This is a genomic window from Nonomuraea sp. NPDC050783, from assembly GCF_040802095.1.
In the GTDB taxonomy this organism is placed as follows: Bacteria; Actinomycetota; Actinomycetes; order Streptosporangiales; family Streptosporangiaceae; genus Nonomuraea.
On sequence record NZ_JBFAHK010000029.1, the window covers coordinates 64,784 to 86,928 of the forward strand.

Annotated in this window: 18 protein-coding genes and 1 pseudogene; 13 read left to right on the forward strand and 6 right to left on the reverse strand. The window is 68.7% G+C overall.

What is annotated here, in order from left to right; genetic code table 11:
- Positions 1-327: 327 nt before the first annotated feature.
- The 3 genes from AB0H75_RS44030 to AB0H75_RS44040 all read left to right on the forward strand — a co-directional run bounded on the left by AB0H75_RS44030 (position 328) and on the right by AB0H75_RS44040 (position 8,591).
- Positions 328-3,453, forward strand: coding sequence for a glucan 1,4-alpha-glucosidase (locus AB0H75_RS44030; protein ID WP_367806824.1), 3,126 nt, complete (start codon positions 328-330; stop codon positions 3,451-3,453).
- A 93-nt stretch (positions 3,454-3,546) separates the two neighbouring features.
- On the forward strand, positions 3,547-6,324 hold the full coding sequence (locus AB0H75_RS44035; RefSeq protein WP_367806826.1) for a glycoside hydrolase family 15 protein: 2,778 nt from the start codon (positions 3,547-3,549) through the stop codon (positions 6,322-6,324).
- Positions 6,325-6,398: 74 nt separating this feature from the next.
- Positions 6,399-8,591, forward strand: a complete 2,193-nt coding sequence (locus AB0H75_RS44040; RefSeq protein WP_367806828.1) for a glycoside hydrolase family 66 protein — start codon at positions 6,399-6,401, stop codon at positions 8,589-8,591.
- Between the two features lie 119 nt (positions 8,592-8,710).
- Here the strand turns inward: AB0H75_RS44040 and AB0H75_RS44045 are convergent, their stop codons facing one another.
- Positions 8,711-9,949: an ROK family protein gene (locus tag AB0H75_RS44045; protein WP_367806830.1), complete on the reverse strand. Its 1,239-nt coding sequence runs from the start codon at positions 9,947-9,949 to the stop codon at positions 8,711-8,713.
- 774 nt (positions 9,950-10,723) lie between these two features.
- Here AB0H75_RS44045 and AB0H75_RS44050 point away from each other — a divergent pair.
- From AB0H75_RS44050 to AB0H75_RS44065, 4 genes are all read left to right on the forward strand, one after another.
- A complete protein-coding gene (locus AB0H75_RS44050; protein WP_367806832.1) occupies positions 10,724-11,209 on the forward strand; it encodes a hypothetical protein in 486 nt (161 codons plus the stop codon).
- 29 nt (positions 11,210-11,238) lie between these two features.
- Positions 11,239-11,733, forward strand: a complete 495-nt coding sequence (locus AB0H75_RS44055) for a DoxX family membrane protein (protein ID WP_367806834.1) — start codon at positions 11,239-11,241, stop codon at positions 11,731-11,733.
- A 103-nt stretch (positions 11,734-11,836) separates the two neighbouring features.
- Positions 11,837-12,292 carry a DoxX family protein gene (locus tag AB0H75_RS44060; protein WP_367806836.1) on the forward strand — a complete coding sequence of 152 codons (456 nt, stop codon included), beginning with the start codon at positions 11,837-11,839 and terminating at the stop codon, positions 12,290-12,292.
- A gap of 134 nt (positions 12,293-12,426) precedes the next feature.
- Entirely contained in the window at positions 12,427-13,062 is a 636-nt protein-coding gene (locus AB0H75_RS44065) for a lytic polysaccharide monooxygenase (protein ID WP_367806838.1), read from the forward strand.
- 275 nt (positions 13,063-13,337) lie between these two features.
- Here the strand turns inward: AB0H75_RS44065 and AB0H75_RS44070 are convergent, their stop codons facing one another.
- On the reverse strand, positions 13,338-13,571 hold the full coding sequence (locus AB0H75_RS44070; RefSeq protein ID WP_367806840.1) for a hypothetical protein: 234 nt from the start codon (positions 13,569-13,571) through the stop codon (positions 13,338-13,340).
- Positions 13,572-13,813: 242 nt separating this feature from the next.
- Entirely contained in the window at positions 13,814-14,227 is a 414-nt protein-coding gene (locus tag AB0H75_RS44075) for a GDSL-type esterase/lipase family protein (RefSeq protein ID WP_367806842.1), read from the reverse strand.
- A gap of 541 nt (positions 14,228-14,768) precedes the next feature.
- Here AB0H75_RS44075 and AB0H75_RS44080 point away from each other — a divergent pair.
- On the forward strand, positions 14,769-15,974 hold the full coding sequence (locus AB0H75_RS44080) for a DUF6461 domain-containing protein (protein ID WP_367806844.1): 1,206 nt from the start codon (positions 14,769-14,771) through the stop codon (positions 15,972-15,974).
- 34 nt (positions 15,975-16,008) lie between these two features.
- Here AB0H75_RS44080 and AB0H75_RS44085 read toward each other — a convergent pair whose 3' ends face one another.
- On the reverse strand, positions 16,009-16,146 hold the full coding sequence (locus AB0H75_RS44085; protein ID WP_367806846.1) for a hypothetical protein: 138 nt from the start codon (positions 16,144-16,146) through the stop codon (positions 16,009-16,011).
- Positions 16,147-16,533: 387 nt separating this feature from the next.
- On the opposite strand from AB0H75_RS44085, the gene AB0H75_RS44090 reads away from it, so the two are divergent.
- The 5 genes and pseudogenes from AB0H75_RS44090 to AB0H75_RS44110 form a co-directional block, all read left to right on the forward strand.
- Positions 16,534-16,887, forward strand: coding sequence for a hypothetical protein (locus tag AB0H75_RS44090; RefSeq protein WP_367806848.1), 354 nt, complete (start codon positions 16,534-16,536; stop codon positions 16,885-16,887).
- Between the two features lie 25 nt (positions 16,888-16,912).
- Positions 16,913-17,146 (forward strand): hypothetical protein, encoded by a 234-nt coding sequence (locus AB0H75_RS44095; RefSeq protein WP_367806850.1) that lies wholly within the window; start codon positions 16,913-16,915, stop codon positions 17,144-17,146.
- An 820-nt stretch (positions 17,147-17,966) separates the two neighbouring features.
- Positions 17,967-18,422: a matrixin family metalloprotease gene (locus AB0H75_RS44100; RefSeq protein WP_367806852.1), complete on the forward strand. Its 456-nt coding sequence runs from the start codon at positions 17,967-17,969 to the stop codon at positions 18,420-18,422.
- Positions 18,423-18,468: 46 nt separating this feature from the next.
- On the forward strand, positions 18,469-19,071 hold the full coding sequence (locus AB0H75_RS44105; protein ID WP_367806854.1) for a hypothetical protein: 603 nt from the start codon (positions 18,469-18,471) through the stop codon (positions 19,069-19,071).
- Between the two features lie 552 nt (positions 19,072-19,623).
- Positions 19,624-20,292: pseudogene (locus tag AB0H75_RS44110) on the forward strand (hypothetical protein); the annotation flags it as partial.
- A gap of 201 nt (positions 20,293-20,493) precedes the next feature.
- Here AB0H75_RS44110 and AB0H75_RS44115 read toward each other — a convergent pair.
- Both AB0H75_RS44115 and AB0H75_RS44120 read right to left on the reverse strand, forming a co-directional pair.
- Positions 20,494-21,696, reverse strand: coding sequence for a DUF6236 family protein (locus tag AB0H75_RS44115; protein ID WP_367806856.1), 1,203 nt, complete (start codon positions 21,694-21,696; stop codon positions 20,494-20,496).
- Positions 21,697-21,786: 90 nt separating this feature from the next.
- Positions 21,787-21,915 carry a hypothetical protein gene (locus tag AB0H75_RS44120; RefSeq protein WP_367806858.1) on the reverse strand — a complete coding sequence of 43 codons (129 nt, stop codon included), beginning with the start codon at positions 21,913-21,915 and terminating at the stop codon, positions 21,787-21,789.
- Positions 21,916-22,145: the final 230 nt, after the last annotated feature.

The following is a 22,145-nucleotide window of genomic DNA, read 5'->3' on the forward strand; positions in this document are numbered from 1 at the left end:
GACCGGTTCCCGGGGGCAGAAGGACGCCTTGGCCGGGACGTGCATGGCGCCCCCTTCGATGCCCACGAGTCCGAGAGCGGGGCGGGTGCCGCGCTTGGGCGAGATCGTGGCACGCGAGAGTTAATTTCGTCAAGAAAGTTCCAGTCACTTGCTTGACACACGAAAGAAACATGGCTGACTCTACGGAGCAGCACCCCCCATGACGGAGGCCACATTGGCTCCCATCCCGCCCCGCCGGCCGGGGATTCAACGAGCACGTTGGGCCGGCCCGCAGCGTGAGTTGGCCGCCGGGCTGCCGACCTTCGTCACGTCCCTTCAAGGAGCCGCATGCGCGCGCACCGTTCCAGGCTGCCCGTGGCGTTGGCCACTGCTGTCCTGACCTGCCTCGTCCCCCTGAGTCCAGCCGCCGCCCGATCCGTAGCTGATCCGCCAGGCGCGCCGGGAGCATCGGCCACGTGGACGTCCGGTAACAAGGAAGGAATCGGCACCTCGGCGAGCCGACAGTCGAAGGTGTGGTTCACCCTTACCGAAGGCGTGATGAGCGAGGCTTACTACCCCGACGCCACCGTCCCCAATGTGCGTACGCTCGACTTCGCCATCACCGACGGCGCCACCTTCACCCAGCGGGAGACCGACCACACCCGCCGGTCGGTACGTCTGACCGATGAGCGGTCGCTGACCTACGAACAGCGCAGCGAGGACGATGCCGGGCGCTGGCGGCTGACCAAGACCTACGTCACCGACCCCACGCGCGCGACCATCGCGATCGAGGTCACCTTCGAGGTGCTGCGCGGAGGGCCGTTACAGCTGTACGCGCTCTACGACCCGTCCCTTGCCGGCTCGGCCAAGGGCGATGCCGGTCGCACCGGCGACGGCATGCTCCTCAGCGAGGACACTGCTGGGGGAGTGGGCTCGGCCCTGGCCAGCTCGGTCGGTTTCGCCGCCGCCTCCACCGGCTACGCCGGATCGGACAGTGACGGCTGGAGACAGCTCCAGAGCGAGCACCGGCTGCCGGCCGGCTACGGCTCGGCGTCAGCCGGCAACATCGTGCAGACCGCCCAGATCCCGACCCCGGGGCGCTCGACGCGCTTCACCCTCGCCCTGGGGTTCGGTGCCGACGCCGAAGCAGCGGCGCGAACCGCCCGGCTCAGCCTCCACCAGCCGTTCTCAGCGCTCAAGACCATGTACCAGGTCGGCTGGCGGGCCTATCTGGCCGGCCTGAAGCAGACTCGACTGACGGGCAAGCTGCGTACCCAGTACGACGCGGCCCTGATGACGATCAAGGCGCACGAGGACAAGACCCATCCGGGCGCGTTCATCGCCTCCTTGACGCTGCCGTGGGGGCAGGCGGTCGACGCCGACGGCACGGGCGGCGGCTACCACTTCGTCTGGGCACGCGATCTCTACCACCAGGTCACCGGACTGCTCGCGGCCGGCGACATCCGAGCGGCGAGGGACGCGGTGGCATGGCTGTTCGGCACCCAGCAACTGGCTGACGGCCACTTCCCGCAGAACTCCGCCCCGGACGGAACCCCCGACCAGAACAACATCCAGCTCGACCAGACCGCGTTCCCGATCATCCTCGCCCATCACGTCGGGGTGTGGGACGCCAGGGTGAAGCGGGCCGCCGACTACCTGGTGGCCAACGGGCCGATCACCGCCCAGGAGCGCTGGGAGGAGACCGGCGGCTATTCACCGTCCACCATCGCCGCCCAGATCGCCGCGCTGGTCTGCGCCGCGGACCTCGCCCGAGGCCACGGCCGGCGGGCCGACGCCGCCGTCTACCAAGGACTGGCCGACTCCTGGCAGCGTCAGGTCCAGTCCTGGACGTACACCACGACCGGCAACCTGAGCGACGGCAAGTACTACGTGCGCGTCAACGCCTCCGGCCACCCCGACGACGGGGCCACTCGCGAGTACGCCAACGGCGCCGGCACGCACCAGGAGAACAGCGTCGTGGACGCCGGTTTCCTGGAACTGGTCCGGCTCGGCGTCAAACCGGCCGGCGATCCGGCGATCGCCCACTCGCTCGCGGCCGTGGACGAGTCGATCTCCGTCCGGACCCCTTCGGGCAGGATGTGGAAGCGCTACACCTTCGACGGCTACGGCGAGACCGCCGACGGCGCCCCGTGGACCGGGGTCGGCATCGGCCGGCCGTGGCCCCTGCTGTCGGGCGAACGGGGCGAGTACGAGCTGGCGAACGGCCGGGACGCGCGGGCGTACCTGCGGACCATGGCCGACAGCGCGAACGACGGCTACATGATCCCCGAGCAGGTGTGGGACCAGCCCGAGCCCACCTCGTACGGACACGTCTTCGGCAAGGGCACCGGCTCGGCCGCCCCGCTGTCGTGGGCGATGGCTCAGTACGTGCGCCTGGCCCAGGGCATCGAGCAGGGGCGGCCCGTCGAGACTCCCGAGGTCGTGGCCGACCGCTACGCAGAAACCCGTTCGACGCCCGCCCTCGGCCTGGAGACCCCCGCCGACCTGACCACGGCCGCGGGCAAGACGATCGAGGTCACCGGCAGCACCGACGCCGCCAAGGTGTACGTCGCCGTGGACGGCGTCACCACGACGCTGACCCCCTCGGGGGGCAGGTTCACCGCCACCGTCGCCCTGCCTCGCGTGCAGAACCACATCACGGTCGTCGCGGTCGCGGGCGACGGCGGCACCAGCGCGCTCACCCGCCGCGTCCTGTCCTTCGGCGAGCGCGTCGGCACCCTGACCGACCCGGCCGGGGACGACAACGGCCCCGGTACCTACGTCTATCCCGCGGCCGGCGCCTTCAATCCGGGCGCGTTCGACCTGACCGGCTTCGGCGTCTATCGCGACGGCGACACCTTGCGCCTGGTCACGCAGCTCGCCGGAGCGATCGGCAACCCGTGGGGCGGCAACGGCATGAGCGTCCAGCGGCTCAACGTCTACCTCGGCTCCGGCGACGGAGACCCGAGCCCCGCGCTGCCCGGCACCAACATCGCCACCGACCACGCCTGGCGACTGGCCGTGGTGGCCGACGGCCGCTACCCCGACGCCGCCTTCGGCACCGGCGCCTACGCCCCGGACGGCACCAGGAAGGCCGCCGTCGAGCTGACCGTGCTGCCCGCCTCACGGCAGATCGTCGCGAGCCTGCCGGTCAGCGCGCTCGGGGGCGCCGACCCCGCCGACGTGCGCTACGCGGTGGCGATGTTCAGCGACGCCGAGGACGGCGAGGGCATCGGCAACGTCCGGCCCGTCTACAGCCTGGAGCACTGGAACACCGGCCCGTGGTGGGTCCACGACTACCGCTTCGGCGGGGGCGCCGGCGAGTTCACCGACACCACCCCGGCCCGCGACACCGGCACCGCCGACCCGAACGCGATCGACGTGCTGGTCGGGCCGGGACAGCAGCAGTCCGCGGTGCTGGACTGGCACGCCCACCAGCCTGTCGCCATCCCCTTGCTCGGCCTGACCGAGTAGCAGAAGTGGGGCTGGAGAACGCTTGCACCGCTCTCCAGCCCCGCCCGGCGAGCCTCACTCGCCGCACCACCCCACCCTTCACTGGAGGCAGAAGTGAAACGCAGCACCAGGCTCGCCGGGCTGCCAGCATTATTGCTGACAACCGCCCTGGTGGCACTACCGGCCACCCAAGCCGGCGCGCTGGACAACGCGCCCGGTTCACCCGGCTCGTCACCCACCTGGGCTCCCGCCGACAAGACGGGCTTCGGCACGTCGAAGACGCTGACCAGCAAAGTCTGGTACACGCTCGAGAACGGCGGGTTGTCGGAGATCTACTACCCCGACCTCGACACCCCCAGCGTCCGCGACATGCAGTTCATCGTCACCGACGGCAGCTCCTTCGCCGAGCGCGAGAGCGACGCATCCGACAAGTCCACTCGCCTCGCTGACCCCAAGGCGCTGACCTTCACCCAGACCAACACCGCCAAGTCCGGCAAATGGCGGCTCACCAAGACCTACGTGACCGACCCCGACCGCTCCACGGTCATGATGGACGTCACCTTCGAGTCGCTGACGGGCCAGCCGCTGCAGCTGTACGCCCTCTACAATCCCCGCCTCAGCAACGGCTCCACCTACCAGCTCGACGACAAGGGCTGGAGCGAAGGGTCCGCGCTGGTCGCCGAGGACGGCCAGAACGGCAGTGCGCTGGCTGCCTCACCGGCCTTCACCGCCACCTCCAGCGGCTACAAGGACACCAGCGACGGCTGGAGCGACCTGAAGAACGACCGCACCATGGACTGGCACTACGACGCCCGCCAGCAGGGCGGCAACCTCGTCCAGACCGGCAAGCTGGCCCTGACCGGGCTGTCCGGCAGCCAGAAGGCCACCGTGGCGCTGGGGTTCGGCGACAACGCCGCCGCCGCCACCTCCACCGTCCAGGACTCGCTGGCCTCGGGTTTCCCCGCGGTGTCGGCGAAGTTCGCGAGCGGCTGGCATGACTACGTCGCCACGCTCAAGCCGCCGCCCGCCAGTCTGAAGACGCAGCGCGAGAAGGACGTCTACAACGCCTCCGTCATGGTCTTGGCCTCGCACGAGGACAAGACTCACCGGGGTGCGTTCGTCGCCTCCCCGACCATGCCCTGGGCATGGGGCACCTCCAATCTGGAGAATCCTTCCACCGTCTACCACCACGTGTGGGCGCGTGACGTGTCCGGCAAGGCGGGCGGCCTGCTGACGGCCGGCGACACCGCGGCCGCCGAACGGGCGCTGACGTTCCTGTTCACCAAGCAGCAGAAGTCCGACGGCTCGTTCCCGCAGAACAGCGACCTGGACGGCAACCAGCACTGGAACAACACCCAGCTGGACGAGGTCGCCGCGCCGATCCTGCTGGCCTGGACGCTGAAGAAGACCGACGCCGACACCTGGAGCCACGTCAAGGCGGCCGCCGACTACATCGCCGGCAACGGCCCCGTCACCACCCAGGAGCGGTGGGAGAACCAGGGGGGCTACTCCCCGGCCACCATCGCCGCCGAGATCGCCGGCCTGGTCTGCGCCGCCGAGATCGCCAAGGCCAACGGCGACACCGCCAAGCAACAGGCGTACCTGGCCAAGGCCGACGACTGGCAGTCCCACCTCAAGGACTGGACGGTCACCACCAACGGCCCCTACGGCTCCCAGTACTTCCTGCGCCTGACCAAGGACGGCAAGCCCAACCAGGGCACCACGTACAAGATCGGTGACAGCGGGCCGGCCAACGCCGACCAGCGTGCGGTGGTCGACCCGAGCTTCCTGGAGACGGTACGCCTCGGCGTGCTCTCGCCGTCCGACCCGGCCATCCTGAGCACGCTGCCCATCGTGGACCAGCAACTCGGCGAGAACACTCCCAACGGCCAGTTCTGGCACCGCTACAACTGGGACGGCTACGGCGAGACCAAGACCGGCGCCGAATGGAACTTCGGCTACCCCGACGGCAGCCTGACCACGATCGGCCGCCTGTGGGTGCTGTTCGCGGGCGAACGCGGTGAGTACGAACTGGCCGCGGGCAAGAGCGCCGACGCCCGCCTGGCCGCCATGGCCGCAGCCGCCACCGAAGCCGGACTCATCTCCGAACAGGTGTGGGACCACAACGGCCCCGGCGCCGCCGGCACCCCGTCCTCTTCGGCGACGCCGCTCGGCTGGGCCCACGGCCAGTACGTCCGCCTGGCCTGGTCGATCGCCGAGGGCAGGTCGCTCAGCACGCCCTCGGTGGTGGCCTGCCGCTACCTGAAGAGCTCCTGCGACCCCACGGCCCAGCCTCCTGGCGCCCCGGGCCAGCCGGCCGCGTCCGACATCACCACCACCTCGGTCAAGCTGACCTGGACCGCGGCCGGCGCGGGCAGCAACCCGATCGCCGGCTATGACGTCTACGCGGGCGGCGAGAAGGTGGCTTCGGCCACCGGCCTGTCGGCCACGGTGACGGGCCTGACCCCGAGCACGACCTACAGCTTCACGGTCAAGGCCAAGGACAGCACCGGCCTGTCCGGTCCCGCCTCCCCTGCCACCAGTGTGACCACGGCGCCCGATCAGCAGAGCGGCTCGTGCAAGGTGTCCTACCACGTCGGCAGCGACTGGGGCAGCGGTTTCGTCGCCTCGGTCACCATCGCCAACACCGGCACCGCTCCGGTCGCCAACTGGGCGCTCGGCTTCTCCTTCGGCGGGAACCAAAGGATCAGCAGCGGCTGGTCGGCCATCTGGGGACAGAACGGCGCTCAGGTCACCGCCCGCGGCGAATCCTGGAACACCACCCTGAACCCGGGGGCCTCGATCACCGCCGGGTTCAACGCCACCTACAGCGGCGCCAACGCCAGGCCCACCGCCTTCACCCTGAACGGCTCGGCCTGCACCCTCAGCTGAATCGCCCGGGTGCGGCTCCTCACCCTCCGCGAGGGGCCGCACCTCATCCCCAATGGTTCGACGAGAGGTTTCCCATGCACGGAGCAAGCCCACCTCGCCTGCCCATCCTCATCACCGGGCTGGCCCTCGCGGCGGCGGCCGTCGCGGTCGTCCCCGCCACGATGGCTTCGGCGGCCACCGTCACCGACGCCTGGACCGACGCCTCCCGCTACGCTCCCGGCCAGGAGGCGACCGTCACCGCCAAGGTCGACGGCAGCGGCCCGGTCACCTTCGCCCTCACTCACCTCGGTGACGTGGTCCAGCAGGCCACCGTTCAATCGAGTGGCAGCGGCGAGGTGACGTGGAAGGTCAAGCCGCCGTCGACCGACTTCACCGGCTACCTGGTCGAGATCGAAGGCGGCTCCAGCCGTACGCAGACGGCCATCGACGTCTCCAGCACCTGGACCCGCTTCCCCCGGATGGGCTTCCTGGCCTTCTACGGCACCGGCATCTCCGCCGGCGAGGCCGACGGCGACATCGCCGAGCTGTCGCGGCGCTACCACATCAACTCGCTGCAGTACTACGACTGGCTGTGGAAGCACGAACTGCCCGTCAAGCACGACGGCTTGGGAGTGGCGAGCACCTGGACCGCGTGGAACGGCGACACCATCAGCTCCCAGACCGTCAAGAACTACATCGCCTCCGGCCACGCCCGCAACGTCGCCGCCCTTCCCTACCACCAGTCCTACGCCGCGCTCAACGACTACGACACCTCCAAGGTCAACCCTGACTGGCGGCTGTTCAAGGGCAACGGCCAGGAGTGGACCTACACCATGCTTCCCGGCCAGATCCTGCACTTCATGAACCCGCAGAACCGGTCCTGGCAGGACTACATCATCGGCCAGTACGCCGACACGGTGAACTCCATGGGCTTCGACGGCGCGCATCTGGACCAGATCGGCTACTGGGAGGAGATGTACGACGTCAACCACAACCGCGTCGACCGGCCCGCCGGTTTCGCCCAGCTCACCGACCGCACCAGGCAGGCGCTCGGAAAGCCCGTGGGCTTCAACGCCGTCGACGGCTACGGCCGCTCCGAGCTGGCCGACTCCAGCGCCGACTACCTCTACACCGAGCTGTGGAGCGAGTTCGAGACCAACCCCAGCGTCAAGAACCTGCTGGAATCGCAGCGCCAGGCCTCCGGCGGCAAACCGCATGTCCTACCCGCGTACATGAACCGGCCCAACACCCCCGAAGGCACCCCGAACAGCAACAGCGTCTTCGACACCACCTCCGTCCAGCTCGCCAACGCCGCCTTCGCCGCCAACGGCGCACACCACCTCGAACTCGGCCCGAACGACCACATGCTCAACACCGAGTACTTCCTCAACAAGAGCAAGACCATGTCCCCGGAGCTGAAGGCCTGGGAGAAGACCTACTACGACGTCATCACCGGCTACGAGAACCTCTTCTACGGCCCCAACCTGCACACCGCCTCCAACGCCGTCCAGATCAGCGGCCGGCCCACCAGCAGCGACGGCTCGGCCAACAGCATCTGGGCGAACGTCATGCGCAACGACGGCACCGACGTCATCCACCTGATCAACCTGCTCGGCAACGACAACAAGTGGCGCGACTCCGGCACGGCGACCCCGCCCACCCTCGCCAACCTGCCCGTCAAGTACTACCTCGGCGATCAGGCAGTACCGCCGAGCATCCACCTCGCCAGCCCCGACCGCGACGGTGGCCGCTCCAGCGAACTACCCTTCACCGCCGGCTCCGACTCCGGAGGCCGGTACGTCTCCTTCACCGTCCCCCAGCTCAAGAACTGGGACTTCATCTACTTCGACCGCACGCCCGACGACCCCACCACCAGTCCGACGCCGACCATCACCCCCACGCCGGGTGACGGCGGGCACATCGTCAACAGCAACGGCAAGTGCGTGACGGTGGCCGACGGCGCCACCGCCAACGGCACCCCCATCCAGCAGGCCACCTGCTCCAGCAGTGCGAGCCAGTCGTGGACCCTGGACGGCACGCAGCTCAAGGCGCTGGGCAAGTGCATGGACGTGGTCGGCGGCGGTACCGCCAACGGCACCAAGGCCCATCTGTGGGACTGCGGCGGCTACACCTCCCAGCAGTGGGTGCCGCAGTCCAACGGCACGCTGAAGAACCTCAAGTCAGGCCGCTGCCTCGACATCGAGGCGCAGAGCAGCAGCGACGGCGCCGCCCTGCACCTGTGGGACTGCGGAACCTGGGCCAGCCAGAAATGGACCCTGGCCTCCTGACCCGATGACCGGGACGTGACGGCGGGACATGCCATGACACCGCGGCCACGTCCCCTTCCGCGAGCCGGCAGGACGACGCCGGGACCGCGCCGACCCATCGGGGCCGGTCCCGGCGTTCGTCACATGGCGGCGTAGACCGACTCCCTGATCACCAGACAGGCGGCTCCGCGCGCCCAGAGCGAATGGTCGGCGTCATGAACGACGACAACGCAGTCGTCGGCGGCGCTGGAGAAACCGTGGTCACGCAGCGAGTCCTGGCACGCCTCCCCGAACAGGTCGTAGGAACCGATGCTCTCACCGGTCAAAATGATCTTATCCAGATTGAGCAGGTTGCACAGGGTGGCCAGGCCCCGCCCCAGCGACCTCCCCATCGCGGCGAACGCGTTCAGGGCGATGTCGTCCCCCGACCGCGCCAACCGCACGGCCTCCTCCATCGAGGTGCATGGCACCCCGGCATGCTGGGAGATGTCGCGAAGAATCGCCAGGTCAGAGGCCACGGTTTCCAGACAGCCGCGGTTTCCGCAACTGCACAGCAGCCCATCGGACTCCAGCGGCATGTGCCCGAATTCCCCTGCCAAGCCGGAAACCCCCGTGTACAGATCTCCGCCCAGCATCAGGCCGCAGCCCACGCCTGCCCCCACCGTCACAACGGCGAAGGACGCGCTGTCCCTGCCGGCGCCGAACCACCGCTCGGCCACCACCAGCGCGTTCACGTCGTTGTTGACCACGACCGGTAGATCGAGCGCGGCGCTGAACAGCCCGGCGACGTCCACGTCATCCCAGCCGAGAACGCCCGAGTGCACACACCGCCCGAGATCGGCGTCCACGTGACCGCCCAGCCCGACGCCGACCCCCAGCACCCGCTCCCTGGCATCCGGCTCGGTGTCGAGCACCTCCTCGATGCCACGCACCGCGGCCTCCACCCCGGCCTGGGGGGAGTAGCCGGCCTCCATGAACTGCCGATGCCGGGCCAGCACGGACGCGCTCAGGTCGGTCAGCACCACCGTCACATGCGCGGGAGCGAGCTTGACTCCGACGACCACATACCGATCCTCGGCGACCTTCAGCATCCGCTGAGGACGGCCGTTGCCGGAGCTGCGCTCCCCGACTTCGAGCAGATAACCCATCTCGATGAGGGGATTGACCGCCTTGGTCACGGTCGACTGCGACAGGGAGAGCCGTTTGGCCACCTCGGTCCTGGAGAACGGACCCGCGGTGAGGATCTCCGCGAAGATCCTGGCGCGTGTGTCATCGCCCGCGGCCCCCACCAGAGCGGGCTCGCTCGCCATACGGATCAGCCCGACAGCCCCCTTGCCCCCACCGTGCACCGCCACTGCCGACCCCGATCCCTTCGCCATACCCATAGTTTACTTTCGTTCCCTATAAAATTCCCCGCCAAGGCTTGGCGCTGTTCCTCACCCGGCGCCCGACGAGAGAGCGAAGATCTGAGGAGACACGAGCGGCACGGCTGCCGGAAACCTGGCCTCCGCGGATCCGCGGCCCCGGAAAGAGTCGCCGCAGTCGGCAAGCCGTGAAATGTACAACCTTCTCTCCACGTGCCGGCTCATAGCCGCTTCCTCATGCCCGGATGGCGCGAGGACCCATTTGACAATCACTTGCACTACACATTCTTGACACACGAAAGAAAGGTTGGGACACTTAGAGAAAGGCACGGTAAGGACACCGCGCAAAGGTCACCTTACGCGTCGCCCCTCACGACGTCGTCGAGCGCTTGCACCGCTTGAGGAACGTCCGCCGACAGGAATGCCCTGCGGCATGAAGACCCACCCTTCACGGAGGCAGCAGTGGAACGCAGAAATACGCTCGCCAGAACATCGGACGTGCCCCTTCTCTCGGCCGGCCGAGGCATTTAAGGCATACACCAGCCTTCGGGCAGCGGGCGTCGCTCGCGAGCACCATTCGCTGCGGAATGCGCGCTCGTCATGACGCGCCATGCCCTATGAGTCACCTTCCGGAACCGCGCTGTTTCCCGGCCGTCGCGGCTCGACCGCATGATGTCCGAGTCGTGTCATCGCCACGCCTGCCGTGGAAGATTGTTTTGGCCTGCGCGCATTTCCCGTTCCTCGTGAGGTGACGATCCTGCCGCACGAGCAGCTACGAAAGAGCACGGTATGAAACGGCTCTGGATCATCTTGGCTTTGATGGCCTTACCCCTCACCGGCTGTCAGGCATCGCCGCACGATCATCACGATCATCACGTCTCCATGTCGACGCATCCCTCAGCCGCGCCGTCACCATCACCGGATCTCGCCGTGCAAGCGCAGATGGAGGCCGCCGCCGGCAGCTATCTGGATCTGCTGTCCGCCGGCGACTGGACGGCGGCCTGGCAAATGTGGACCTCCTCGGCCAGGAGTCGCATTCCTCAACAGGCATTCGTCAGGCAAAGCACAGCCTGCGCGACCTCGGCGGCAGCCAAGCCTTACCAGATTATCGCCGTCCAGAATATCTCCACGGGGATCGCACGGGCCGTATGGGTGCACGGCGAGCAAAGCGGCGACCTCATCCTCCGGCGCGAAGAAGCGACCTGGAGCGTCGAGCCCTTCGCAAAAGACGCGGCGGGCGGTTGCACCGCTGACGAAACGCGAGCGCCACGCTGACGCGCGCGCACAGCCCACGAGGTGAATCCATGGGACTTGTCCACGACCGCTCACCCGCGTACCGAATGGCCGAACGTCTCGCAACGGCAGAGAAAACCACGCTCATCTTCTTGCGCCGGTATTCACCTACTTTCATGAGATGGGCGATCGGCCTTGTCTTCGTCTGGTTCGGCGCGCTGAAGCTCGCCCAGGTCAGCCCAGCGGCCGGACTGGTGGCTGAAACCCTGCGTTTCCTGCCGATATCGCCCTCGTTCACAGTCGCGGCCTTAGGCGTCTTCGAGGCCGCTGCCGGAATCGCGCTGATCGCGAATCTGCTGCCTCGCACCGTCCTCGCAGCCATTCTGCTTCACCTGCTGGGAACACTGTTCGCGCTGATTTCACAGCCGGCCAGCGTATTCCAGCATGGAAATCCGTTTCTTCTGACGATCGAAGGCGAATTCATCGTCAAGAACGCTGTGCTCGTGGCAGGGGCGCTGGTCGTCGCATCCAGCCTGCCCCCGAGAAGCTCAGACGGCGGATCGTGACGGTCCGCCGTCGCCTCCCGTCCCGCTGCACGGCGGGTCACGTCCGGACATCGGCTCGCCTGCCGGAGGCCGGTCCATCATCCCCTCGCAGAAAGGCGCTGCCATGGAGCTCGTGGTCAAGCACCAAGGTTCGTTCCTGGCCCTGTACCGGTTCGTGGTGGGACTGCTGTTCGCCTGTCACGGCGTGGCGACGCTCTTCAACGTTCTGGGCGGCCCGCATGGCCAAGCCCCCAGCATCGGGCAGTGGCCCGGCTGGTGGGCAGCGCTCATCCAGCTCATCGGCGGCATCCTCGTCGTCGCGGGTCTGGCCGCCCGCCCTGCTGCGGTCATCTGCTCGGGTTGCATGGCCTACGCCTACTTCGTCGTCCACCAGCCGCAGGCTGTCTTCCCGATCCAGAACGGTGGCGAGCTGGCCGCCCTGTTCTGCTGGGCCTTCCTGCTCATCGCCGTCCTGGGACCCGGCCGATGGGCCCTGGCGACGCTACTGAGGACTCCCCGAACCTCGACCACGGGAGGTGACAACAGCCACGCACCCCAACCCGCCCGGCAGGTGCCATGAGCACCACGACAACCACATCCGGCCGGCCTTGCCCTGGCCACGAAAACCCGCACACAACGGCTCAGCGCAAAGCGGCTGAGCCAGGAACAAGGAGCGCCATGAACCTCGCACCCTCACGCTTACCGACGCGTCGCATGACCCGGCGCCTGGCCGTGCTGCTGTCGGTCGCACTGCTCGCCCTCCTTCCCCAGAACGCCGGCCCGGCCTTCGCCCACGGCACGGTCATCGACCCCGCCACCCGCAACTACGGTTGCATCACCCGCTGGCCCTACCCCGACGCGCCCGGCATGCTGGAGCAGGACCCCATGTGTTACCGGGCCTGGCACCAAAGCCCCGACGCCATGTGGAACTGGAGAGCTCTCTACGCCAACAACCTCGGCGAGGACATCGAGCACGTCGTCCCCAACGGGCAGATCTGCAGCGCCGGACGCGCCGAGATGGGCCGCTACGCCCCCATGGACAACCCCGGCCCGTGGAAGATGACCGACATCAGCAGCAACTTCACCATCAACCTGGAAGACGTCGCCCGCCACGGCGCCGACTACCTGAAGATCTACATCACCAAGCAGGGCTTCGACCCCTCGATCGAACCCATCGGCTGGGACGACCTGGACTTCATCAAACAGACAGGCCGTTACCCGTCCCAGCTGAACTACAAGACCGATGTCCAGACCTCCGGCTACAGCGGACGCCACGTCATCGTCACCATCTGGAAGGCCTCGCACATGGACCAGAAGTACTTCCTGTGCAGCGACGTCAACTTCGGATGACAAGCGGATCGTGACGACGTAGACGCGCGCGTCCCGGCGTGCCTGGCCCTGACAGGTGTGGAAGGCGACGGCTTCGACGAACCGCCGACCGGGAGGCCGCTTCCAGCAACGGAACGGAACAGGCGGTAGCGCACCGTCACGACTGACGTCGGCGTGACACCGGCTCCGGCCTCGCCCACATCCGCCAGGAACGCGTCTGGAAGCGCTTTCGAGCCAGGAAACCCAGGAACAGCTCGAGGAGGTCCGCGGCGAGCGGCTCTCGCTGCCGACCTCCATCACGTGGAGAGCCGGCCCACCGCGAACGGCCGATGGCTTGCCTGCGCGACCGGGCAACGCACGCTGACGACTCCCGCCGCCGAGGGTGATGGCCGGATGAATTCTCCCTGCTCGCACTCGGTGTGCTCGTCGCCCACGATGCCCTCCCGCACCTTGACCGCGACGCCGCGCTGAGACAGGTCGTTGAGGATGACCAACCCTTCCAGGAGGTGCCGGCCGACGCCGTCGTCCACACCACAGGTCAGGTTCGGCGGCGGGGTCGTTCAGGGCTCGCAGGATCTCGGCGATGTGGATGGCCAGGCAGCACGCCGGTCTCCGACTCCGCATGACCCCGCGGACCACGACATCCCCGCCGAACAGGGCGGGGCCGTGCCGGTAGGTGCGGTCGGGACCGGAAGTCGGCTGGGACGGGCTGGTCGCCGCTGTACTGAACCCCTCGTGCGGGTCACGATTGCGGGGCCTGTGGCTCACGTCGCTAACGGGCGGCTTGCGCGATGACGGCGGCGTAGGCGGCCATGCCTTGGGTGTTGGGGTGCAGGGGCGTGGCGGGGCCGGTGGGGATGAGGCCCTCGATGTAGCGGTCGGTGGGGGCGGCGCACATGTCATGGCCGATCCCGACGAAGGTGAGATCGACGTAGGTGGCATCGTGGGCCTCGGCCTGCGCACGCAGGCTGCTGTTGAGCCGGTTGACCAGGCTCTGCAGGTGGTCCGCGTCGCGGGCCCAGACGGGCTGGGTGGGCCAGCATCCGCCGGGGCGGATGTAGGCTCCGTAGCCGGTGACCAGGATCTTCCCCTTCGGGGAGCGCTCGTGGATCTCCCGCAGTGCCGTTCCGAAGGTCGAGGCCCACGAGTCGATGCGCCGGGCGGTGAGCGCTACGACCGCGGCCACACCGCCCTGGACGGCCACGCCGCCTACCGGCTCACCGGCCTGCTCACCCGCCGGCCCGCTCCCGGCCCCGCCGAGACGGGCCCGCCCCCTGCCGCCGCCGCGCACGCCACCCGAACCGCTGGTGCGGCCGCGGGCATGCGGGACGGCCGCCGTCAGGACGGCGGTACGGTACGGCGGTTCGCCTTCCGAACCCGCCGCGGACCGGCAGAAGCCCCAGTGACCCGGCCTGAACCTGCTGAGTGATCAATCGGCCACCCGCCGGCCCAGCATGGACGAACGGCATGCGGGAGTGCCCCTGCGAGCGCAACAGGATCATGCGAAAGCCGATTCATCCACCGTGTCCGTAGCGGCGCGTCCGGGTGTCCGGGTGTCCGGTGGAGGTTTCCCCAGCGGCGCTGGATGCGTCTCGTCCATCGTCCTGAATCCGAGGTGGAACTGCTGAGCCGCACGCGTGAGGAGCCGATTCTTTCTGCCGTCGGGGATGTCGGATCCGCCTGCCATACTCACCCGTGATCATGACAGAGAGGGAGCGAGGGACCCGATGCGCAAGATCACGTCCGCGGACTACGCGTGGGAGAACGACTGGGAGGAGATCTACACCCTCACCTTCGTCCGCGACCTGGACGAGCGCGAGACGCTCCGGCGGTTCGGCGTGGCCGACGGCAACATCCACCTGGTGGACGACGAGGAGCTCATGGAGCGCATCGAGGAGACCGCCGGCTGCTGCGACATGGTGCTGGTGACCCGGGCCGGCGACTGGACGATCGCTTTCGAGTACGGCGGCTGGGAAGGGACCCGGCCCGAGACCCTGCGCGAGCTGACCCGCGACGGCGGTGAGGCCGTCTCCGTCATGCGCCACAACTACGCGACTTCGCATGACTTCGAACACGCTACGGACGGCCGGATTCGCACGGCCTTCCGTCCGCAGACACCCCAGAAGCGCTGGGGCAGCCACCCCGACGCACTGAATGAGGACATGCGCGAGCTCGGCCTGGAACCCGAACCGGATGAGGAGTTTCAGTACCTGTCCGGCTCCGTTGCCGCGGCCCTCGCGCTGGCCAGTCGTATCTCCGGCGTGTTGTTCACCCCCGCACTGCTGGACGGGCCGCTGCTGGGCGGGGTCATCACCGACGCGGTTCCCGACGATCCTCGGGAAGGCGACCCGCTCACCCGGCACGCCCTGCGGGCCTTCCACCGGGAGCTCGCCGACGCCATCGACCATGCCTCTCCTGACCTCCAGTGGCGGGCCGCGGTCACCGAAGCCCGACGCCAGTGCGAGCTGGCCGGCGTGGCTGACCACCCGGTGCTCGCCGCCGCACTGGCTTCGGCCGAGCGGGGCGAGAGGGGGCCGGTCGGGCACGACTCCCCGCTCGCCGAGCTCATCCGCGGTTATGAGTCGGAGCTGACCGGCCATCCGATCGACCAGGCCACCGGCGCGTGGATGGCCGGCCCATCTGCCGATCCACGCCGCTCTCCGGACGTCAGGCGCAACATCTTCTCCATCGATACCGCGACCGGTATGCCGGCCTGCCCGAGCTGCAAGTGGCACCACCGCCCGGGCGAAGCGGAGCGGGAGGCAATCCGGCCGCGCTGGCAGGCGGGGAGATCAGTACGCCACGCTCTGTCACCCGACGCCAGGACGGCCGCCTACAACGCCCACTTCCCCCTGGTTAACCGAGGTCAGGTGATGGCCGACCCTGACCACGCGGCGGCCGTTGCCGCGATGCTGCGCGCCGCCTCGACATAGCCGGCAGTGGCGTTGCTCACCCACACCGCCTACCTCACCGGCCGCGCGAGTCGATGAGCAACTGTGCGACGAAGAGGACCAACGAAAAGGCAAGCCCACCGAGCAGACCGGCCCAAAACAGCGCCCGGTCTGCGTCAGCCTTGACGGGGATCGACACGAGCAGGGCCGTCATGGGCCGCTCGCAGGTCAGCCAGCGAAGCCCTGGACCATCGAGTGGCGGAGCCGCGGCTTCCAGTCGATCCTCCGGACCTAGCGGCCCCAGGTCGACTATGCAATCGGGGGTCAGCACCACCGACGCCGATTACCTGCCCGGGGCTATGAGGGGAACCGCTGTCGAAGCTCTTGAGCGCGTCGGCGAACTCCTCACACGGGGGGCGAGGAACAACGGGACAGTCATCAGCGGTACGGGCTGCTCAAGCAGATCAGGGCGGTGCACGACCAACCGTGTCGAGTGAGCTCTTCGGCCCGAACATGGCGGGATAGTCCGGCGCGACAACACGATCTTCAGTGTTTCCGCAGGTCGCGGCGACCATGCGCACCATGATCCATCTCACCGCCCATGGCTGTCCCTGCGTTCCCCGACCCCGTGGACCGGCTGCGCGCCGCGGTCGCCGACGCCCAAGCCGGCCGGGAGCGCGCCGCCGGCGAGGCGCGGGAGCTGCGCGAGCGGCTGGCCGTCGCGCAGGCCGCCGCCGGCCTGGTGCTGCCCGAGCTGATCGACCTCAGCCGCGACCTCGGCGACGGGGTGCGCGGGGTGACGCTGCCCGAAGCCGGCATCACGGTCGCCCGGCAGCCGGACGGCGCCGTGCTGCTGCACGCCGGAGACCTGCGGCACCGCCTCGGCGACGCCGAGCACGCCGCCGCGCACGCCCGGGCCCTGGACGCCGCGCTGCTCGCCGTCTGCGCGCGGTGACGATCGCCAGTGGCAGGAGGAAGCCATGGACGTGATCAAGAGGGCAGCGGCCCAGCTCGATCCGGTGACCCGGACCGCGGCTCGGGTGGCGATGGACGAGCTGGCCGCAGCCATCGAGGCGCACGACGCAGACGCCGGGATGGCGGCCATCCGCAGGCTCCAGGCTCTGAGCCCGCAGGTGGGCAACGAGGTCTTGGACCACCTGGCCGACGAGGGACTCACCGAAGCGCTCCGGCGTATGGCCGGCGGGGAACGGTGACGCGCCGTCTGTTACGGGGAAGGCCCCATCGCATTGTGGTGCGGCGCTGACCTCGCCGTTGTCACGGGTCGCCCTCCCCGACCACGCGCATCACGGGTACGGTCACGACCTGCTTCCCGCGCTCCTGGAGCCCCAGGCCTACGCGGTGGGGCCGGAGCCCTCGGGGTGGCCGTGGCGGCGGTCGCGGCGGTACCGGCCCGCGTGCTGGCGGCGTCGGGCGGTACGCGGGTCGTCGTCCCCGACGGCCCCGTCGCCGACGCGTTCCGCCCCGTCCTCGACCTCCTGCTCCCCAGGGGCCGCCGGCGAAGACCCTTGCCCCCGCTGGACCGGCGGCCGGACCGGGACGCGTTCCTCCACACGCCGGCACAGCTGCCGGAGGTTCGCCGGGCATGGCTGCGCGCGATCTACGACGGTGCGATGGATCGCCGTTCCGGTCGCCCCTTCTAGTTGCGGCGCTGCTCTTCCCCCGTCCTCGTCCGCGGGTCACCACGGCCTACGTCACGCAGACAGTGGTTTCCGGAACTCTGCGTTGATCTTGTGCGCATAACGGCGCTTCGAGTAACGTCGCAGCGTTGAAGCGCTTTCCGCCGACGTAACGCGGTTCATCGTTCACGGTGTTTCGTCACGGGTGACTTCCGTACCGCGCCGGCCCCTTGTGCGAGCACGGCCGCGGGCCGCCGCATCACTCCGTCCGTCATGCTGTTCCGCGCTGCCCGAGAAGAATCGAAGTGAATACATGGCATCGTCCGACACGCGCGCCAGGAGCGCGAAAGGGAAAGCATCGCGACTGCTGGCCGTGACCCTTACCGGGGTCCTCTGCGTGAGCGTCGGTGCGACCCCCGCGTACGCGCACTGGAACGGGACCGGCCAGCTCATCGCCAGCATCGGCGTCTACCCCTACAACTACAACAACACCTGGCAGGCGCCGATGAACAAGGCGCTGGCCAACTGGAACGCCACCTCCTCACCCGCCAACCTCTACAAGAACCGGCACTCCGGCTCCACGATCACCGTGAAGTCGTACCGGAACACCTGGTACGGGCACTACACCAGGTGCGGCGACAGCTGCCTCTACATCAAACTGAATGTGCGCACCATCAACCGGGACGCGAACAACTTCTCCAACTACGTGACGGGTGTGCTCGTCCACGAGTTCGGCCACGCGCTGAATCTCGCGCACAACAGCACCACCTCCATCATGAACAGAAGCAGAAACCGCGACTCGATGACCAAACCCCAGGCGCACGACGTCTCGGACGTCAACGCCTATTACTGACCGGCTTCGATCGACGATATTCACGAGAAGAACGGAGTCGAAGCCGATGAAGGCTGCAATACGGCGGCTCGGCGCGGCCGCCCTGGCCGCGCTGTTTCTGTCCGCGTGCTCGGCGGAGGACACGACGGTCCTCTACGAGGCCGACTACCCGGCCTACGACAGCGCCGACGCGCTGTTCGCCGGCTCGAAGCTGGTGATCGAGGGCCGGCTGACCGGGATCAAACGCGTCATGACCGAGGTCGAACCCGAGGACGACGCCACCGAGACCGACCCCCAGCTGAACCCGAACGCCGGCGCCACGCCCGACACCGCGACCCCGCCCGCGGGTCCACCCACTGTCATGACGGTCAGCTCGGTCGAGATCCTCAAGGTGCACAAGGGGCTCGCCCGGATCGGCCAGGTCATCCAGGTGAAGGAGCTCGGCGGGACCCTCAACGGCGTGACCTATGAGGAGGCGGACACGACGCCGCTGAAGTCAGGCGTCACCTACATGCTGTTCCTGGAGACCTATCCCGACTCGCCGGCCTCGCTGCTCAACCCGGAGCAGGCCAAGTACGTCGTCACCTCGGCGGGCACCTACTCGGCCATGCCGGAGAACACCGTCAAGCTCGACGGCACCGACGTCCAGCGGCTGTCGGTCAAGGAGTAGGAGCGCGGGATGCCCGCCGGTCCAGGCCCGCACCGCACCTCCTGACGGTTCGGAGCGGGTCGTGGATCGGTGGCCAAGCGGCGCATCGGAACGATCCAGCCGCACGAAGGACGCGCCTCACCCGGACCCGCTCTCCGGCTCCGCCCCGCGGAAAGTGCACCATTGACGGATTCCGATCGCAAAGTTACGACCGGGCCCGTCATTGCGCACCAACGAACACCCGCGGAGGTGGTGCTGTGCGGCATTCCCCGGAGGGTCCCTTGGCGCAGCCGGTCCGGCAGCACGCTCGACGCCCGTCCGCCCACCCGGAAGGCGGCGGCGCGTGAGGCGCGCCCTGCGCGGAGCGGCGGCCACGGCGCTCCTGGCGGCGCTCCTCGCCGCGCCGTTCACACCGGCGGCCGCGGCCGACCTGCGGATCGTCAACGGAGGCTTCGACGACGGGCTGACCGGCTGGAGCGGCTCGCACAGCCCTGGCGGCGTCGACGCCGTCACCTGGGACGGGCGGACCACGGCGCACGTCACCGACGCCGACCCCGCGGCGACGGGCCGGCGGTGGAACCGCGTCACGACCTCGGGCGTCGCGCCCGCCGGCACGGCCACCGTCTCGGCCCTCGTCTACTCGGGCGTGGCCGACGTGGGCACCGCCTACTGGGACGAGGTGCTGATCACCTCCAAGGTGACCGATCTGGGGGTGCAGATCGAGAGCGGCGTGCCCAACGCCACCACGTTCGCGGGCGGCAGCGCCTATGCCCTCTACACCGGCACCGCCGACGTCAACCCGCAGCTCGCCGTGGTGGACCTGGCCACCGAGCAGGTCACCCGAAAGATCACCATCCCCGACTCCGCTGCCACGCCGACCGTCGGCGGCTGGGCGGCGGCCACGGCCACCGACGGCAGCGTCTACCTCGGCACCCATCCCAGCGCCAAGCTCTACCGGTACGTCCCCGGCCAGCCCGCGGTCACCGACCTCGGCCGGGCGGAGGGCGGTTACGCGTTCATCTGGGACCTGGAGCCGGGAGGCGTCCCTGGGCAGCCTGCTGCCGGCTCGGTGAGGCGGGCTTCGAGGCCGGCGATCATCTGGGTGAGCCGACTGGTGTTCTCGCGCCGGACCGCCTGCTCGCCGACCGTGTCAAGGCCGGCCTGGGCAACCTGCTCGCGGACGAGATCCGCTGGCAGGCCCGCGTCAATCCACTGCGTACCGTGGGAGATCTGGACACCACCGAACGTGCCGCGCTGTACAGGGCGATGCACCGTGTCCTGCGAGAGGCGATCAAGGCCGGGTGCGTGCCCGCCCGTGACGCCTGGCTCACCGGGGCTCGTGACGAGCCCGGCAATCCCTGCCCGCGCTGTGGCACTCCCTGCTCCGCCGCCGGATCACCGGCCGCACAACGGTCTGGTGCCCTGACTGCCAACCGTGAATGCTCAGCCGTTGATCCTCCTCTGTTGCGACTTGGACCGTTTACCCACCAACTGCCTGCGTGGGCCATCCGGTGGAGGTACGAAGCGCTGTGCGGCGGCGCGCGCACGTTCGGCCAGCCGGAGGGGATCCAGTCCTTTGTGCAGCTGGTGGAGGTACGTCATCGGAGACTCGCGCAGCAGTTGGTCACGCAGCCGCCGCCGTTGCAGCGCCGCCGCCCACACCCCGAACGCGAAGCCGCCCAGGCCGATCGCCGCCGCCTGCGCGGGAGTCGGCTGGGTGGCAAGCACGGCGAGCGCGCCGGTCGCCACCGGTGGCGCGGCCGCCTGTACGTTGATCGCACCCCACATCGTTTCCATCCGGCGGCCCCGCATGGCGCGCTGGAGATCGTCCAGAGCAGGCTTGATCCGGGTCTCGAAGCGCGACTGCAGGTGGTCGAGCAGGATCTCCCGCTCCCGGATGTCGTCGAGCGTGGTGCTCTCGACGACCATGGCGTCCACCGCGTCCCTGAACCTCGCGCGTTCCCCGGCGTACTCACGCCTGAAATCGATGATCCGTTCCACCGAGATCTCTCTGATGTCCCGTGGCAGCACGGCTGTCACGGACAGGTTGACCAGCATCGCGGTCCGCTCGCCGGCCTCCACCTCGGGCGCGGGCCGATTCAGTACGCCCGCCACCAGCCGCCTCGCCCCGAGCCTGGACGCCGTCAGATCGGTTTCGTCGTCCGTCAGCGGAGCGGCGCCGTAGCCGGGCGCCGTCAAGGACCCGAGCAGCAGGAGATAGGCGGTGGCGAGGCTCCTGTGCATCCGTACTCGCCCGGACGTGGTGGACGACCGGGCGGCAAGGTCCATGTCCACCAGTTGGTCGATGAGCCGTGGTGCGGCCTTCCACACCGCCAACCCCGCGCGGAGAGTGTGATGATTGTACGCCTCGGACGGCGGGAGCTCGTAACGAGACAGGTCAACGCCGTCGAGTGCCTTGAGGAACCGCCTGGCCGCCACGCGCACGTCCCGCTCCCGGGGCATGGTGGGCCTGACGAATCCATGAGCGACCAGTTCTACCTCGGCCCCGTAAATGTCAGGAAAGGAGTCATCATGGTCGTCGGCGTTGAAGCGATAGAGCCGGTCCCAGTAAAGCGCGGTCAGCTTCAGCCAGTTCTCGTCCCGGAAATGAACGTGCGGGTAGTACAGCCCGATCCATTCGCGCATGGTCAAGCTCTCCTGTCGCCGGTGAGCATGAACAGGCTACGCGCACGGGAAGGGCCGGAGGCGAGCCTCCGGCCATGTTATTCCCAGCGGTCAGCGTCCGCCGCGACCGGGCTCGTGCAGGCACACCATCCCGAGGGCGAGCCACAGGTCGAAGGAGCGGTCGTCGGGCGGGGTGGCGGCGGCATCCGGCCAGACGGTCAGGTCGCCGCCGGCGGGCACCTCACCGGGCGGCGTGCCGCGACGCGCCCTGATGACCTCAAGGCGCTGTCCGCACCCTCAGTTCCTTCTTGGGTCCGGGGCTACGTTCGGTCAACTTGGCCCGCTTGAAAGAAGAGATCATCCTCCTCTGACCTGGGCTGCGTCCACGGGAGTGGTGTACGAGTTTGACCTGGTCACAGGCGTGGCGTCGTGAAATGAAGACGGCCATCGCGTGATCCTTCGAGTAGCAA